Source organism: Kitasatospora sp. NPDC006697 (genome assembly GCF_042869935.1).
Taxonomy (GTDB): domain Bacteria; phylum Actinomycetota; class Actinomycetes; order Streptomycetales; family Streptomycetaceae; genus Kitasatospora.
This window is the reverse complement of sequence record NZ_JBIAGU010000049.1, coordinates 26839-43777: the sequence shown is the minus strand read 5'-3', so window position 1 is coordinate 43777 and position 16939 is coordinate 26839. Positions and strand designations below refer to the sequence as shown.

The window sequence follows — 16939 nt, the reverse complement described above, 5'->3', positions numbered from 1 at the left end:
CCACCCGACTGACCGCCAGCCCGGACAGAATCGGGCAATACCTCCGCCCGAAACTCCTCGCGGCAGCCTAAATCGGTATCGAACACCCTCTCAGGGCAGCTGAGCGGCGCACGCTCGCCAGGTCCGCGGCCCGGGTGACAGGCAACGTCGGGCGGAGCTGTTGGCACCGTTCGCGTCGTCGCTGGCGGCGATGACCTTGGAGGCGCTGCCCCAGCTCACCGCCCAACCTACTGCTCATCACCACCGGGCACGGACATCAGGAGTGCGCGTCCGGGTGCCGCCAGAGGCCGCGGGCGGCGAGCAGCGGCAGGACCCCCTCCCCCACCTGGTAGGCCTCCTCCAGGTGGGGGACGCCGGACAGGATGAACTCGTCGATGCCCAGCCGGTGGTACTCCTCGATCCGGTCGGCGACCTGACGGTGGTCGCCGACCAGGGCGGTGCCCGCCCCGCCGCGCACCAGACCGATCCCCGCCCACAGGTTGGGGGCCACCTCCAGCCGGTCGGTGCGGCCGCCGTGCAGCTCGCGCATCCGCCGCTGACCCTCCGACTCGCTCCGGGCCAGCGCCAGTTGGGTGGTCCGGATGCGCTCGGGGTCCATCCCGGCGAGCAGCCGCCCGGCCTCGGTCCAGGCCTCGGCCGCGGTGTCGCGGGTGATCGTGGGCAGCCGGATCCCGAAGCGGGGGCTGCGGCCGTGCTCGGCGGCCAGCCGCCGAATCCGCTCGATCTTCGCGGCGACCTGGTCCGGCGGTTCGCCCCAGGTCAGGTAGACATCGGCGTGCCGGGCCGCGACCTGCTCGGCGGCGGGCGAGGAGCCGCCGAAGTACACCTCGGGCACCGGGTCGGGCAGCCGGTTGAGACGGGCACCCTCGACCCTCAGGTGGGGGCCGTGGTGGTCGACCGCCTCGCCGCGCCACAGCCGGCCGGTGATCTCCAGGAACTCGTCGGTGCGCGCGTAGCGGCCCTCCTTGTCGAGGAAGTCGCCGAAGGCGCGCTGCTCGGCGGACTCCCCGCCGGTGACCACGTTGAGCAGCAGGCGCCCGCGGGACTGGTTCTGGTAGCTCGCCGCCATCTGGGCCGCCAGCGTCGGGCTGAGCAGACCGGGGCGGAAGGCGACCAGGAAGCGCAGCCGCTCGGTGACCTGGGTCAGCATCGCGGTGGTCAGCCAGGCGTCCTCGCACCAGGCCCCGGTCGGCGTCAGTGCGCCGGCGAAGCCCAACTGCTCCGCGGTGCGGGCGATCTGACCGAGGTACTCAACGCTCGGGGGCCGGTCGCCGCCGGCCGTGCCGGGGGTGGAGCCGTGGCCCCCGCCCACCACCTGGCGGCTGTCGCCGGTGGTGGGCAGGAACCAGTGCAGGGTGAGGGCCATCTGCTGTCCTATCGGGTCGGGGCGGCCGGGTCGAACCCGCCGAAGCCGCCGTCGTGGTGGACCAGGGGCGCTCCGCCGCCCGCGCCCGCCGCCAGGACCTCGCCGACCACCAGCAGGTGGTCGCCGACCTCCTGGAGCAGCACCGGACGGGCCGTCAGCCAGGCCGCGGCGCCGGCCAGCAGGGGGGTGCCGTGCGGGCCGGTATGCCAGGCGGTGCCCGCGAACCGGTCGACCCCGCTGGTCGCGAACCGGCGGGCCAGGTCCTCCTGCTCGCGCTGCAGCAGGTGCACGGTGAAGGCGTCGGCCCGGCGCACGGCCGGAGCCGAGGAGGCGCCGGTGGCGAGGTAGAAGGAGACCAGGGCGGGCTCCAGGCTGACCGAGGTGAAGGAGGTCGCGGTGAAGCCGGCCGGTCCCGGCACGGTGATCACGGTGACGCCAGCGGGGTGCCGGCGCAGGGTGCGGCGGAGCAGGTCGGCGGTCGGCGGCTCGTGCTGCGCCGCTCCGGCGGCGGAGTGCGCTGCCGGCGGGCGGGACGCGGCCGGCCGCTCGTCCACGGTGGTCATCGGGTTTCTCCGCCGGCGCCGGCGGCGCCGCTGGCGGCGGTGTCGGGCGAGCCGCAGGCGGCCAGCGCGAGGGCGGCACCGGCACCGAGGCCGAGACCGAGGAAGGAGCGTCTGGCGAGGGTCGGGGCGTCATGCGGAGCGGTCGTGGTCATGGCGGTACGTCACCTTTCGCGGGCATACCGGAGCCGGCCGCCGGGAACGCGGCGGTCCACGGGCGGGCACGGGCGTCGGCGCAGGCCGACGCTTCAGCGGAACTCGCATGGGAAGTCAGGGGAGTTGGAACGGACCGGTAGCGGCGGCGCGCGGCCCGGGAGGCAACAGGGAGGTGGGCGCGAACCCGGCGCCGGACGGGCGGACGGGGCGGGTCGCATGGAGCGGGCGGGCCTGCACGGCGGGGCGGGACGCCCTGAGCGGGCGGGCCGGACAGGGCGGGACACCGGCGGGGCGGGGCCGTCGCGCCACCGCGCCCGGGTCTCGGACCGTCAGGGCTTGGTGGTCAACGGGCGGCGGGGCCGTGGGCGGGCCGCCGGTCGGGCGCGCTCAGCGACAGAGGTCGCTGCTGGTGCGCCGAAGGTCCACGTAGCGGCACACCACGTTGGGGTGCGTGGAGAGCATGCGCTCATCCTGGCCACTGCGGACCCGGTCTGTCAATGGATACCTTTGGGTGTCTGTTTCTCCGGCCCTGGTCCGACCCGGCCGGACCGGGCGCGGTCCTGGCTGCTCAGGGCAGTTGCGGGGGCTGCCCCGGCCGGCCGGGGGCGCGCGCGGCGAGCAGCGAACCGGGCGCCTCCGCAGGGTGCAGCCACAACTCGCCGTGCCCGCTGGGCACTCGCAGGGCAGCTGGCGGCGGCTCCGCCGGCAGCCCTGCCGCGGCCAGGTCGACCCGAGTCAGGCTCCGGTACAGCGACAGGAGTCGACCCGCCGTGAGGGATTCCACGGACACCGGTCCGAGGCCCGGGCAGACCTCGGCCGCGGCGGCCAGGTAGGCCGCCAGCGGGCGCCAGCCCGGCACCGCCCGGCGCCCCGCCGGACCATGTAGGAGCACGGTGGGCAGCGCGTACCGGTGACCGTCCCCGGTCTCCTTCGCAGCCCCGGGGTGCGGACCCGGTGCCGTGACGGCCATCACCTCCGGAACGGGGCACCGGGCCTCCGCCCGGTCCCGCCGCACCCGCTCGCGCGCCGCCGGACCGGCCGCGTCGGCGAGCAGCCGGCCCCGGTCGAGCCCGGGCACCCCGTGCAGCGCGGCCGCCACCCGCTCCGGTGTGTCGGCGGGCTCGCCGAGCACGAAGACGGTCTCCCGCAGTCGGCGCAGCACCCGTTCGGCGACCTGCGCACCCTGCTCCTCGGCCACCGCCACCGCCTGCGAGGCGGGCCAGCTGCTGGCCGCGACCCAGCGCAGCTCGGCGGCCCGCGGGGCATCGGTGTGCTCCGTGATGCCGGCCACGTAGCGGGCCTACCAGGCGGTCTCGGCGGCCGGATCGGGCGCCGGATCCCCGCCCTCGTCGAAGAGCACCCCGAACACCCGGCGGTGCCGCACCGCCGCCGGCGAGGAGGCCAACGCCCTTTGCAGCAGGCAGAGTTTGGGCTCCGAACCCCAGGCCCACGGGCAGAGCGGGTCGGTGTACTCGACCACCTACAGCCAGTCCCCGGCCGCCGTGGGGCCGGGGATGCCGGGGATGCCGGGGCCGCCCGGGATATCGCCCGGCCCGCTCACGCCGCCCCCGCGGCCGGCACCCTCGGCCCCGCGGCGGCCGCCGCGTGCACCAGGCCGGCCACCGTGGTGTCGGCCAGGATCTCGGTGGTCCGGTCCTGCACCGCCCGCCAGACCGCCGGCAGCCCGTCCGCCGGGCCCGGGTAGTCCAGGCCGGCCAGGGGTTCGCCGCGCAGGGTGATCACCTCGCCGTCTACGGCCCGGACCACGTCCAGCAGCGAGATCTCCTCGGCCGGGCGCCCGAGCCAGTAGCCGCCCTCGCAGCCGCGCTGACTTCGCACCAGGCCGGCCCGGCGCAGGTCGCCGACGACCGATTTGAGGAACCGGAACGGGATGCCCTGGGCGGAGGCGATCGCCTCGCAGGTGAGCGGACGGGCCGTGTCGCAGGCCAGTTCGACCAGCGCGCGGGCGGCGTAGTCCGCCTTGGCGGAGATATGCATGCCTACGAGTATGCGCTCCCCGGCCTAAAGGACACCTCTTGACATCCTTTCCGGCGGCCGCCTCGCGTCCCCGGCAGGCCCGCGTCGCGATCCCCGCGCCGCCGCGCCGCGATCTGCGCGCCACCGTGCCACGAACCCCGCGAGGGAGCCGCCATGTCCACCGAGCCCGCCGCCTCCGACCGTCCGGACCAGACCGGCACCGACTCGCAGCCGACCGACGGCCGCCCGGCGCGGCCCGGCGGCACCGCCGGCGGGGACGGCACCTGGTTTCGCCCCCGGCGCCCGCACACGCGGTGCACCCGAGGAGCAGAAACCCCAGCGACATCGCGACCTGTCGGCCTCGCCCGCCAGCCCGGTCCGTCCGTCGGCGCCTCCCGGCGCCAGCCTGCGGTGTGTCCCCGCCGGCGGCCGTCGAGAACCCGTGCCCGCGCTCCATACCCGTCCCCCAGGTGAAGTCGACCGCCCTCGAGCTGCCGCGCATCGGGACGCGCCGGATCGGCCGGGAGCCGGCTTGGCAGATTTTCTGAACGTGTTCAATCTCTGCTCGTGGCGCCCTCCGCAGCCGTCGGAGGCAGATGATGCTGCAGGCGAGTTCGAGCAGGCTCCGGTGGAGGTCAGTGCGTCGCTCGTAGCGGACGCGGAGGCGAAGCGGTGCTGACCTGCACGTCCACCCCGCACCGTCCTGGTGCGGGGTGGACGCGGGGTCAGTTCACCGACGTGGTGCCCGGTCCCCAGCAGGTGTGGTTCCACACCTGGACCGGGGCCTGCAGGCCACCCGTGCCGTAGGGGTCGGCGGTGAGCGTGTAGAGGGACCGGTGGCCGTTGGCGCACGTGGCACCGGTGTTGCCGTAGTCCTCGAAGAGCGCGAGGTCGCTCTTGCCGTCGTCGTTGTAGTCGCCGGTCGTCATGAAGGTGGGCGCGACGCCCAGGGAGGTGCCGTCCCAGCGGGGCACCAGGCCGCCGAAGCCGCCGTTCTGGTCGGCGGTGAGGGTGATCACGGCCTCGTGGCCGGCGCCGTAGTCGTAGAGCAGGGCGAGGTCGCTCTTTCCGTCGCCGTTGAAGTCCCCTGCGCTGACGAACTTGGTGCCGCTGCCGAAGCCGGGGCTCTGCCACGACCGGACCGGGGGCCGCAGGGTGCCGGTGCCGGCCGGGTCGGCGGTGAAGGTGAAGACGGCCTGGTGGGCGTCGGCCGGGCAGTCGGCGGTGGAGGTGTCGCCGCAGTCGGTGAAGAGGGCGAGGTCGCTGCGGCCGTCACCGTTGAAGTCGCCGGTGGTCATGAACTTGGTGCTGCTGCCCACGGTGGTGCCCAAGGCCTTGCCCGCCCACTGCGTGACCAGGCCGCCGAAACCGCCATCACCGTTGCTGTCGGCGGTGAGGGTGAGGAGCTTGAGGTCGCCGCCGCCGTAGTCGTAGAGCAGCGCGAGGTCGCTCTTGCCGTCGCCGTTGAAGTCGCCGGCGTTCAGGTGGGTCGTGCCGCCGCCGAAACAGGGGCTGTCCCACACGGTGGTGGGGTTCTGGAGGGAGCCGGTACCGGTGGCCAGCCACTCCCGGATCGCCATGTGGTCGCTGTGCGGGCAGCTCGGGTCGGTGGGGCCGTAGTCGTAGAGCGCCGCGACGTCGGCCCGGCCGTCGCCGTTGAAGTCGCCGGAGGTGGTGAGCTTCGGGGCTCCGGCCTCGCAGAGCCCGTCCCACTGGGGGGTCGGGGTGAGCGGCGCGGCCGGGTCGGGCTGCCCGGCCAGGTCGAACATCGTGGTGTGCCGGGTGCCGCCCTGTGGGCACTTGGCGGGGTCGCTCGGCCCGTAGTCGGAGACCAGTGAGACGTCACCGAGGCCGTCGCCGTTGTAGTCGTGCGTGGGCGGCCGGTTGGGGACGGTGTCGACGAAGTGGGTCCCGGCGGTGCGGAGGGCGGCGACGTTGCTGTCGACCGCGGTCGGGCTCAGGGCGCCGGAGTCGGTGTAGTAGACCCAGCCCACCTTCTCGTCCCAGACGCTGTTCTGGCCCGGGTCCAGGGCGTTGAACCACTCGTTGAAGTCGATGGTCATGGCCTCGCGCGGGTAGTACGCCGACGCCGGCGTGAAGTACTTCGTACCGTCCAGGTAGAAGGCGACCGCGTTGTTCGCGACCGTCATCTCCAGGGTGTGCCAGCCCTGGAGGTGGCTGGCGGCGCCGTTGTCGAAACTCGCCTTGTCCACCTTGTGGTTGTCGTCCTCGACGTGGTACCAGGCCGTGTTCCAGAGCGACGAATTGCTGTCGGTGACGGGCCAGCCGCCGTTCGGCAGGTACTCGTTGTCGAGCTCGCTGTAGAGGTCGGGGCGCAGCGGATTCTCGGGGGCGATGGCGTAGAAGGCCTCTACCGGTCGGCCGCCGGCGTTGTCGCTGGTGGGATAGTCGTTGAAGTAGACCCGCGCGGCGTAGGTACCGGAGTAGAACTTGCGCTGGGTGGTGGAGATCTGGGCCTGGACGGCGCTGGTGCCGTTGTTGGTGGCGCGCAGCTGCATCACCTGGCTGCCGGCGAGGGTGTCGTAGGAGAAGCTCACCGCGTCCTTGGACCAACTGACGGGCAGGCTCTGCCCGCTGGGGGTCATCGGAGCGGGCCCGCCGCCGCCTTGGCGGATGGTCCAGCCGTGCGCGGCGAGGGCGGGGTCGTTCTGGTCGGTGTAGTGGAAGTCGTCGAAGAGCGTGTCCTGCGGAGCCGCGGCGCTCGACGGGCTGGCCGCCCCGACGGTGACGGGCGCGGCCGTGGCACCGGTCGGGCCCACGAGGCCCGCGGCACAGGCCAACAACGCCGAGGTGAGGAGCGCGAGGCCCGACCGGCGTCTGCGGCCGGTGCCGCGCCTGGGCGCGCGCGGGTGAACATGATCCATCGGATCTCCAGAGAAAGGGGCTGGGGCCGCAGTTGACTTCACATCAAGTTCGCAGGCCAACTGGTGATTCGATCGATCACACCACCGGGTCCGGCGCACCGTCAAGGAAACATCGGATAACGCTCCGGGCAGCCAACTCCGCTAATCCCTGGGAAAGTCGAGATCGCAGAAGAGTGGGCCCGCGATTAGGCCGCGATTAGGTCCACCGGAAATCCTGCCCTGCCGAGGAGTCGCCGCTGCCACGGGCCGACGACGAATCCGGTTTCCGCAGGACCGCCCGTGCGGTCATGAGAAAAAGGGACAGCTGTGCAAGGAAATCACTCGACAGCCACGCACCATCCCGTGTGGAGACGCATCGCCGTGGTCATGGCCGCTGCCCTGGTCGCGAGCGTCTCCTTCGGCGCTTCGGTGCAGGCCGCGCCCACGCGTTCGGGCCCGGCCGCGAAGCCGGCGCCGAAGCTGGGACATCCGGTTCCCGTCACCGCGGTGCCGGCCAAGGCCATTGCCCGCCCGGAGCCACCCGCCAACTACGCCGCAGTTGCCACCAGTTGGCCAGGCGCCAAGGCGGGTGCGCTGCCGCTGACACCGACCCGGAGCCAGCTCGCCGGCACCCCCGTCTGGGGACAGGCGCTGCCGGACGCCAACGGGCACTACCCTGACGGCGGCTCACTGGACGTCAAGGTGCTGGACCGTGCCGCGGCCCAGGCCGCCGGCGTCAGCGGTGTGCTCGCCCAGGTCACCCCGACCGGCCCCGGGCAGTTCCCGGCCCGCCTCGGCGTCGACTACGCCGCCTTCGCCCAGGCCTACGGCGGCGACTACGCCGCCCGCCTGCACCTGGTCACGCTGCCCTCCTGTGTACTGACGACCCCTCAACTCGCGGCCTGCCGTGTGCAGACGCCGCTGGCCACGACGAACGACCAGGCGGCCCAGACGCTCTCCGCGACGGTGGACCTGGCGTCCACGACCCAGCCGTCCGCCCAACAGCCGCCCGCCCCCCGTGCGGCAGCGGCCGGGACCGCGTCGAGCGCCCCGTCGACGACGGCGACGCCGATGGTGCTCGCGGCGTCCTCCTCGCCCTCCTCCGGCGACGGGGGAGGTTCGGGCGGCCAGTACGGGGCGACCTCGCTCAAGCCCTCGGGTTCGTGGACCACGGGCGGCTCCTCCGGCTCGTTCACCTACTCCTACCCGCTCACCCTTCCGCCGGCCGTCTCCTCGCTGACCCCGAAGGTCTCCCTCGACTACGACTCCGGCACCGTGGACGGGCAGACCGCCGCCACCCAGGCCCAGTCCTCGTGGATCGGTGACGGCTGGTCGACCGCCGACTCCTACATCGAGCAGTCCTTCGTCGCCTGCTCCACCGGGCCCGAGGGAGTGACGCTCCCGGCCGCCCAGCAGACCGGCGACATGTGCTACGACGGACCGGTCCTGACCATGTCCTTGAACGGCTCCACCACCTCCCTGGTCTGGGACGCCTTGAAGAAGACCTGGAAGCCGGCGACCGACAACGGTGACGTGGTCACCCACGTCACCGGCAGCAACAACGGCACCGGCACCCACGACGGCGACTACTGGACGGTCACCGACCGCTCGGGCACCGTCTACCAGTTCGGCCGCAACCAGCTGCCCGGCTGGTCCGCGGGCCGGGCCGCCACCAACTCGGTGGACACCGAGCCGGTGTACTCGGCGAACCCCGGCGACCCGTGCTACTCGGCCGCCGGCTTCGCCTCCTCGGCCTGCACCATGGCGTACCGCTGGCACCTCGACTACGTCAAGGACCTGCACGGCAACGCGATGTCCTACTACTACCAGCAGGACCGCAACTCCTACGGCCAGAACAACGGCACCAGCGACGCCTCCTACGTCCGCGACAGCCACCTCGACCACATCGACTACGGGTTCACCGACGGCAACGCCTACGGCACCGTGCCCGACAAGGTGGTCTACACGCCGGGCGAGCGGTGCTTCTCCGGCACCTGCGACCCGCCGAACGCGGCCAACGCGGCAAACTGGCCCGACGTGCCGGTCGATCTGATCTGCGCCTCCTCCTGTACCAGCACCGGGCCCGCGTTCTTCTCCACCACCCGGCTGGCCGGCATCGCGACCGAGCAGTGGAACGGCTCCTCGTACAACACGGTGGACTCCTGGGCGCTGGCCCAGCGGATCCCGACCAGCGGCACGTTCAACACCTCCACCCTGTGGCTCGACTCGATCAAGCGCACCGGCTCCGACACCACGGCGGGCGGTTCCGCCGTCCCGCTGCCCCCGGTGAGCTTCGGCGGGCAGATGATGGCGAACCGGGTCAACTTCACCACCGGCACGGGCGCCGGCCTCGGCCCGCTCAACCGCTACCGGATCACCTCGATCACCACCGAGACCGGCAGTGTGATCAGCGTGAACTACGAGTTGGCGGACGGCGGTTGTACGCCCGCCGGGATCCAGTCGCTCGTCCCGTCCACGAACACCAGCTCCTGCTTCCCGGTGGTCTGGATGCCCAAGGGCTACACCGGCCCCGACCCCTACACGGACTGGTTCAACAAGTACGTCGTCCAGTCCGTCTCCCAGTCCGACCCGTCCGGCGGCTCGGCGGGCCTGTTCACCGCGTACACGTACCTCGGCCCGGCCGCCTGGCACTACGGCGACAACGAGACGGCGCAGTCGAAGTACCGCACGTACGGACAGTGGCGCGGCTACGGTGACGTGCAGACCCGCACCGGTCAGGGCACGGACCCGGTCACCCTCTCCGAGAAGCGGTACTACCGGGGCATGGACGGGGACTGGCTCTCCACCACCAGCACCCGTTCGGTCAACCTCACCGACTCGCAGGGCGGCAGCCACACCGACAGCCCGCAGCTGACCGGGAACGTCCTGGAGTCCACCGCCTACACCTACGACGGCGGGCCGGTCGACCACTCCACCGTCAACTCCTACTGGGTGTCGGCGCCGACCGCGACCCGCGCGCGCGGCAATCTGCCCGCACTGACCGCCAACGCCGTGGGGCAGGTGGAGAGCTGGAACCGGCAGGCCGTCACCAGTTCCTCGCCGACCAGCTGGCGCACCACCGAGACCGACACCTCCTACGACGCCTCCGCCGGCTCACCCACCTTCGGCCTCGCGCTCTACTCCTACGACCACGGCGACCTGAGCCTCGCGGGAACCGGCGCCTCGCAGGAGACCTGCACCCGGACCGGTTACGCACCCGCGAACACCGGCCTCAACCTGGTCGGCCTGGTCGCGGAGACCGAGACCGACGACAAGCCGTGCGGCGGCAGCTCGCCCGCCGGGGCCAGCGCGCCCACCGCCGCACAGACCAACGCCCTGACCGCGCCGGCGAGCCTGAACAGGGCGACCGACGTGGTCTCGGACACCCGCTCCTTCTACGACAACCCCACCATGGCGGGCACCTGGCCGCAGCCGGCCGCCCCCAGCTGGCCGCAGGCCGCCCCGACGCTGGGCGACCTCTCGGTCAGCCAGGCGGCCAACGGGTACACCGGCGGGGCGTTCACCTACCAGACCAGGAACACCACCGTCTTCGACGCCCAGGGTCGGCCGACCACCGCCTACGACGGCGCCGGCCACAAGACCGTGAGCACCTACGCCACCACCCCCTACCTGACCACCACCGGCCTCACCAGCACCAACGCGCTGGGCCAGAGCACCTCCACGACCCTCGACCCCGAGCGCGGGCTGGCCCTGACGGCGAGCGACGTCAACGCCGTGGTCACCACCGTGCACGCGGACGGGCTCGGCCGCACCATCGCGGTGTGGAAGGCCTCGCGGGCCACCAACCTGCCCGCCAACCAGCTGTACAGCTACACCTTCCCCACCACCAGCTCCGTCCCGGTCGCCGTGACCAGCCAGGTCATGAACGACGAGTCCGGCTACTCGATCTCCACCACCCTGCTCGACTCGCTGCTGCGGGTCCGTCAGACCCAGGCCCAGGCGGTGACCGTCGCCGCCGGACGCATCATCAGCGACACCTTCTACGACACCCACGGCTGGGTCTACAAGAGCAACGCCGCCTACTGGGACACCAGCGCCAACCCGGGTACCGGCCTGGTGACAGTGGCCGACAACCGGGCGGACCGGCAGACCCGGACCTCCTTCGACGGCCTGGGCCGGCCCACCGTGGTCACCACCCTGGACGACTCCCAGCCGGTCTCGACCGGGTACACCCAGTACCTCGGCGACCGCACGGTCACCGTGCCCCCGACCGGCGGCACGGCCAGCGCGACGCTGACCGACGCGCTCGGCCGCACCAGCGAACTCGACCAGTACAGCACCGCACCGGCCGTCACCACCCAGACCGCGGGCGGCTTCACCACCGCGAGCGTCACCGGCGGCAGCACCCAGGCCACCAAGTACGCCTTCAACGCCCAGGGCCGACCGTCCCGGACCACCGACGCGCTCGGCGCCACCTGGAGCACCGGCTACGACTTCCTGGGCCGGCCGGTCAGCAAGACCGACCCGGACGCCGGATCGACTCCCGCCGCGTCGCCGACGCTCTACGACGCCGTCGGGAACGTGCTGCAGTCCACCGACTCGGCCGGGCACACCACCTCGTACACCTACGACGCGCTGAACCGGAAGACCGCCTCCTACGACGCCACCGTCCCCAACCAGGCCCGTGGCAACGAGATCGCCTCCTGGACCTACGACAACAGCGACAACGGCGTCCCCGGCATGACCAATCCTCTCGGCCGCCTCACCGCCCAGGCCTCCTACACCCCCGCGGGCACGTTCACGGAGCAGGTCCAGGGCTTCAACGTCTTCGGCGAGTCGACCGGCGAGACCTACACCGTGCCCGGTACGAACGCCCTGGCCGGCACGTACAGCTACGTGCACGGCTACACCGACACCGTCGGCCTGCCCAACGCCACCCTCGTCCCGGGGGCCGGCACCATGAACCCGGAGCTGGTGGTCACCGGATACGCCGCCTACAACGGCCTCGACGAACCCGCCACCTTCGCCGGGGACCAGGGCTACACGCAGGGCACCTCCTACACCGCCCTCGGCCAGGTCGCCCAGACGGTCATCGGCTCCGTCAGCAACCAGGCCAGCGTCACCAACAGCTACGACCCGCACACCGGCCGGCTGACCGACCGGAACGTGGTCAACACGGCCGTCGCCAACTCCCCGCTGGACGACACCGGCTACGTCTACGACGCGTCCGGCAACACCACCGCGCAGACCGACGTGCGGACCGGCGGCAGCACCGAGACCCAGTGCTTCGGCTACGACCCGCTCGACCGGCTCAGCCAGGCCTGGACCACCGCGAGCACCGCCAAGAGCTGCGCGACCCAGCCCACCGCGGCGAACGTCACCGGCACGGTCGGCGACGGCATCACCGGCAGCGCCTACTGGACCAGCTGGACCTACGACGCCCTCGGCCAGCCCAAGACCCAGACCCAGCACTCGCCGAGCGCGGGCACCGACACCACGACCGCCTACACCTACGGCGGCAGCGCCGCCGGCTGCCCGGCAACCAGCACCGGCGCCCACACCCTGACCAGCGCCACCACCACCGGAGGCAGCACCGCCACCAACACCTACTGCTACAACGGCCTCGGCGCCACCACCACCCGCAACACCGCCGCCGGCCAGCAGCAACTCACCTGGAACGACCAGGAGAAGCTGCAGAGCGCCGGTACCACCACCTACGCCTACGACGCCGACGGCAACGTGATCGAGCGCACCGACCCCGGCAGCACCACCCTCTTCCTGCCCGACCTGGAGGTCACCCTCACCGGCACCAGCACGCTCTCCACCGTCCGCAGCTACGACCTGCCCGGCGGCGGCCGGGTGGTCCAGACGAACAACGGCTACGGCTTCGAACTCACCGACCAGCACGGCACCGGCGCCGTCAGCCTGGACGGCAACGCGGCCAACCCCTCCTGGCGGCAGTCCACACCCTACGGCGCCCCGCGCGGCGCCACCCCGGGCAGCTCCTGGCTCGACCCCGACGGCTTCCTCGGCAAGCCGCAGGACGCGAACGACGCGCTCACCGCGGTCGGCGCCCGCCAGTACGACACCGGCCTCGGACGCTTCATCAGCCTCGACCCCGTCCTGGAAGGAGACCCCCAGCAGCTCAACGGCTACACCTACGCAGGCGCCAACCCGGTCACCAAGGCCGACCCGACCGGCCTCTGCCCGCGCGACGAGTGCGGCGGCTACGGCCAGAACCCCGGCCCGCTCGGCGGGACCCACGGGACCCCGTCGGACGAGGACCGGCCACAGCGCGGGGACCGGGGCAGGACCTGCGACAGCATCTGCCACGGCCTCTTCATGGGCATCGACGACCCGGCCTACCTGCGTTACGAGGCGACCGGTGGCTACCTGCCGGAGCGGGAGCCCATGAAGGCTGCCAGCGATTCGGCGTTGGTCCAGGCCGTGCGAAACCTTCCTGAGCTCAAGCTGTTTCAGGAGCGCGTCATGACGTACGACTACCACTTGAGCGAGGTGATCGGCGGCACGAGCCAGGGGACGCCGGAACAGGTGATGGGCTACTTCATGGCACACCCGGGGAGGATCTTCCCGTTCCCGATCACCGGCTGCTCCGCTTTCAGGGACGGCACCTCCTGCCTCCTCCACCCGTCCGACACCCAGTTCTACGGGGCCGCCCGCTTGCTGAACGGACCAGGCGCAGTGACGGTCAGGGTCAACAGCAAGACGTCTTTCAGCTTCATCGTGCAGGGCGGTGATCAGTACTTCGATGCGAAGGGTTCCGTGATCACGTTCTCGGTCTCCGCGCACGACGGCAAGCTCGTCCTCTCCCAGGACGGGACGACCACCGGCACCAACGGCCCGAGTTGGGCGATGGTCGGCGTCGGCGAAGCCAAGCACACCTGGGCGCAGCAGGCTGCGAATCTGAACTACGCCTTCTGGACCCGCGAGTACGCCGCCTACATCGGTCGCGGCTGACCCGCGCATCCCACCGAGGGCCCGGGCCCGGCCGGAACCCACCGGCCGGGCCCGGGCCCTCGGCCCCTCACCCCATCGCCACCCGCAGCTCCTCCAGCCCCCGCAGCGCCTCCGCCACCAAGTCCCGCATCCCGTACGCCCGCCCCAGCTCGACCGCACGCTCGAAGCAGTCCTTCGCCTCCGCCCACTCCCCGAACTGCAGGTGCGTCTGCCCGGTCAGTACCAGGCAGTCCGCGCTGCCGGTGAAATCACCAAGGCGCTCCCAGATGCCGAGGGACTGCTCCAGCGCGGCGAAGGCGTCCTCGCGCCGGCCCAGCTTGCGCAGGGTGGAACCCAGGCAGGCCAGGGCGCCGGCCACGGTGCGGGTGCTGCCCTGAGCGCGCCACAGGACGAGCGCGCGCTGGTAGTGCCGCTCGGAGGCCGCGAGGTCCCCGGTGAGCCGCAGGGCCCTGGCGAGGGCGTCCTGGTACGGAGCCTCGCCGCTCTGATCACCCGTCAGGCGGTGCAGTCCCAGTGCCTCTTCGGCGAGGGCCAGCGCCTGCCGGGGGTCCGCCTGGTTGAGCGAGAGGTTGGCCGTGACGGCCGCCCGGCTCCGCAGGTCTCCCAACTGCTCGAAGAGGTGCAGCGAGGCCCGCAGGGCCTCGGCGGCCTGTTCGGTGCGGTCGGCCATGCCGTGCGTGGTGCCGATCCGGCGCAGCATCCAGGCCTGGCCCACCAGGTCGCCGTGCTGCTCGGCCGTCCGCAGGGCGAGCGTCAGGCAGTCGTCCAGCTCGCGGGTCCACCAGTAGCTGCGCGAGTAGCCCTGGAGCCAGCCGGCCAGCCGCCAGCTGAGGTCCGGGCGGGCGCTGCCGGCGGCCAGGCGGATCGCCTCCTTGATGTTGGGCAGCTCCTGCACGCACCAGCGCAACGCGTACTCCGCGTCGCGGAAGACCGGCGGCGCGACGGCGGGCACCTCGTCCAGGCGCGGCGGGTCCTGAACCCCCAGCGTCATGGCGTCGGAGGCCGCCTCCATGGCAGCCGCGTACCAGACCATCAGCCGCAGTCGGGCGGCCTCGCGCTCTTCGGGCTCCTCCTCGTCCTCGGCACGCTCGGCCGCGTACTCACCGATCAGGTCGTGGAAGCGGTAGTGCAACGGCTCGGGACTCTGCAGCAGATGACTGTCCGTCAGCTGTTCGAGCAAGTCGCCGGTGCGGGCGACCGGCCGGTCCAGCAGGGCGGCGGCGGCCCCGACGCCGAGCAACCGGCCGGGCCACAGCCCCAGCAGCCGGAAGGCCCGGGCCGCCTCCCGCTCGGTCGCCCGGCCGCCGTCGCGGATCGCGAGGTAGCTGGTCTCGAAGGTCGCGTGGACGGCCAGGCGTCCGGCCGACAGGCCGCGCAGCCGGCCCCGTCCGTCGTCCAGGCGCTCGGCCAGTGTGCTCAGCGACCAGGCGGGCCGGGCCGCGAGCCGGGCCCCGGCGATCCGCAGCGCGAGCGGCAGGCCGGCGCACGCGGCAAGCAGGCGCAGCGCGCCGTCCGGGTCCTGCCGCACGCGCTCGTGCCCGCAGACGGCGGCCAGGAAGGCGCGTTGTTCCTCCACGTCGAGCGGTTCCAGCGGCAGCTGGACGGCCCCGGGCAGGTCGGTCAGGGCGGTGCGGCTGGTGACGACCGCCGCGCAGCGGCCGTTGCCGGGCAGCAGCGGCAGCACCTGGTCGGCGTCCCGGGCGTTGTCGAGCACCAGCAGGACCCGGCGGCCGGCGAGGGTGGTGCGCAGCAGGGCGGCGCGGTCCTCGGTGCGGTCGGGGATCGGCAGGGCGAGGCCGCCGGGCTCGAGCGCGGTGAGCATCGCGGCCAGCAGCTCACCCGCCTCGCGGGTCCCGCCGGCGCCGAAGCCGCGCAGGTCCAGGTAGAGCTGGCCGTCCGGGTACCGGGTCCGCAACTGCTGTGCGGCGTGGACGGCCAGGGCCGTCTTGCCGATGCCGCCCATGCCGGAGACCACCACGAGCCGCGGGATCCCGTCGGCCGCGCCCGGCTGCAGCGCCGCGGTGAGCGTCCGCAGCTCGGCCTGCCGGCCGGTGAAGTCTGCGAGGTCGGCGGGCAGCTGGGCCGGGGCGCCGACCGGGAAGGCGGCGGTGTCGCCCGCACCGGCCGGGAGGCGCTTGCCGACCGGGGCGGGCGGCGCCGCGGCGGTGGGGTGCGCGCCGGCCGGGTCGGCCCGCAGGATCCGCTGGTGGACCTCCTTGACCTCCGTCCCCGGTTCGATGCCGAGCTCCTGCGCCAGTGCACGGCGCAGTCGCTGATGGACCGTCAGGGCCTCGGCCCGCTGGCCGAGCCCGTGCAGTGTCAGCATCAGCTGGGCGTGGAAGCCCTCGTGCAGGGGGTGCTCCGCCGTCAGACCCGTCAGCTCGGGCACCAGCCCGTCGACCCGGCCGAGTCGCAGTTCGGCCGTGATCCGCCACTCCAGGGCCTGCAGCCGCGCCTCCTGCCACCGCAGACGCGGCGCGTGTGCCTGCGGCAGGTCCGGCAGCTCGGCCAGCGGCTCGCCGCGCCACCGCGCCAGCGCCCCGGCCGACTCCTGCCGGACCGACTCCCAGTCTCCGCGCAGCAGCGCCTCCCGGGCCTGCTGGATGCTCCGCTCGAACAGCCGGGTGTCCAGCTCCTCCGGGCCGACCTCCAGCAGGTAGCCCAGCGAGGTGGACCGCAGGCGGTCCGCACTCCCGTCGTCGAGCAGCCCGCGCAGCTTGGCCACCATGTTGTGGATCGAGGCGGCGGCCGTAGCCGGTGGGTGGTCCGACCAGAGCGCGTCCTTGAGGCGGTCTGCCGGGACCGGCTGGTTGGCCTCCAGCAGGAGTACCGCCAGCAGGGTGCGCAACTTGTGACCGTTGACGGGCCGTTGCGCGCGGTCGACCCAGACGGCGAGTGGGCCGAGCAGGCCGAAGTACATGGTGGATCCCCCCTTTGCGACCGTCCGCCGCCCGCGCGGGCGGCGTGATCATGACCAGCCTAACGCCGCGGCCGCCGGAGCCCCAGGTCAGCGGGTGGGCCCGTCGTTAGACCGCCGTTAGAGCGCCCGGAAAGCCTCTGCGGAACGACGAGTTGGC

Annotated in this window: 9 protein-coding genes; 1 reads left to right on the top strand and 8 read right to left on the bottom strand. The window is 72.8% G+C overall.

What is annotated here, in order from left to right; translation table 11 throughout:
* Positions 1 to 256 precede the first annotated feature (256 nt).
* The 7 genes from ACFYNO_RS39495 to ACFYNO_RS39465 form a co-directional block, all read right to left on the bottom strand.
* Positions 257 to 1366, bottom strand: coding sequence for an LLM class flavin-dependent oxidoreductase (locus tag ACFYNO_RS39495; protein ID WP_388023153.1), 1110 nt, complete (start codon positions 1364 to 1366; stop codon positions 257 to 259).
* Between the two features lie 8 nt (positions 1367 to 1374).
* On the bottom strand, positions 1375 to 1929 hold the full coding sequence (locus ACFYNO_RS39490; RefSeq protein ID WP_388023151.1) for a flavin reductase family protein: 555 nt from the start codon (positions 1927 to 1929) through the stop codon (positions 1375 to 1377).
* On the bottom strand, positions 1926 to 2081 hold the full coding sequence (locus tag ACFYNO_RS39485) for a hypothetical protein (protein ID WP_388023149.1): 156 nt from the start codon (positions 2079 to 2081) through the stop codon (positions 1926 to 1928). The genes ACFYNO_RS39490 and ACFYNO_RS39485 overlap by 4 nt, the downstream gene beginning before the upstream one ends.
* Positions 2082 to 2650: 569 nt before the next feature.
* Positions 2651 to 3373 (bottom strand): hypothetical protein, encoded by a 723-nt coding sequence (locus ACFYNO_RS39480; RefSeq protein ID WP_388023146.1) that lies wholly within the window; start codon positions 3371 to 3373, stop codon positions 2651 to 2653.
* Between the two features lie 9 nt (positions 3374 to 3382).
* The gene (locus ACFYNO_RS39475) at positions 3383 to 3562 is read right to left on the bottom strand and encodes a DsbA family protein (RefSeq protein ID WP_388023144.1); all 180 of its coding nucleotides are present in this window, start codon (positions 3560 to 3562) and stop codon (positions 3383 to 3385) included.
* Between the two features lie 77 nt (positions 3563 to 3639).
* Positions 3640 to 4080 (bottom strand): RrF2 family transcriptional regulator, encoded by a 441-nt coding sequence (locus ACFYNO_RS39470; RefSeq protein ID WP_388023142.1) that lies wholly within the window; start codon positions 4078 to 4080, stop codon positions 3640 to 3642.
* Between the two features lie 704 nt (positions 4081 to 4784).
* Positions 4785 to 6944 (bottom strand): FG-GAP-like repeat-containing protein, encoded by a 2160-nt coding sequence (locus ACFYNO_RS39465; protein ID WP_388023139.1) that lies wholly within the window; start codon positions 6942 to 6944, stop codon positions 4785 to 4787.
* Positions 6945 to 7310: 366 nt separating this feature from the next.
* On the opposite strand from ACFYNO_RS39465, the gene ACFYNO_RS39460 reads away from it, so the two are divergent.
* Positions 7311 to 13862, top strand: a complete 6552-nt coding sequence (locus ACFYNO_RS39460) for an RHS repeat-associated core domain-containing protein (protein WP_388023137.1) — start codon at positions 7311 to 7313, stop codon at positions 13860 to 13862.
* Positions 13863 to 13929: 67 nt separating this feature from the next.
* Here ACFYNO_RS39460 and ACFYNO_RS39455 read toward each other — a convergent pair whose 3' ends face one another.
* The gene (locus tag ACFYNO_RS39455) at positions 13930 to 16782 is read right to left on the bottom strand and encodes a BTAD domain-containing putative transcriptional regulator (RefSeq protein ID WP_388023134.1); all 2853 of its coding nucleotides are present in this window, start codon (positions 16780 to 16782) and stop codon (positions 13930 to 13932) included.
* Between the last annotated feature and the right edge of the window lie 157 nt (positions 16783 to 16939).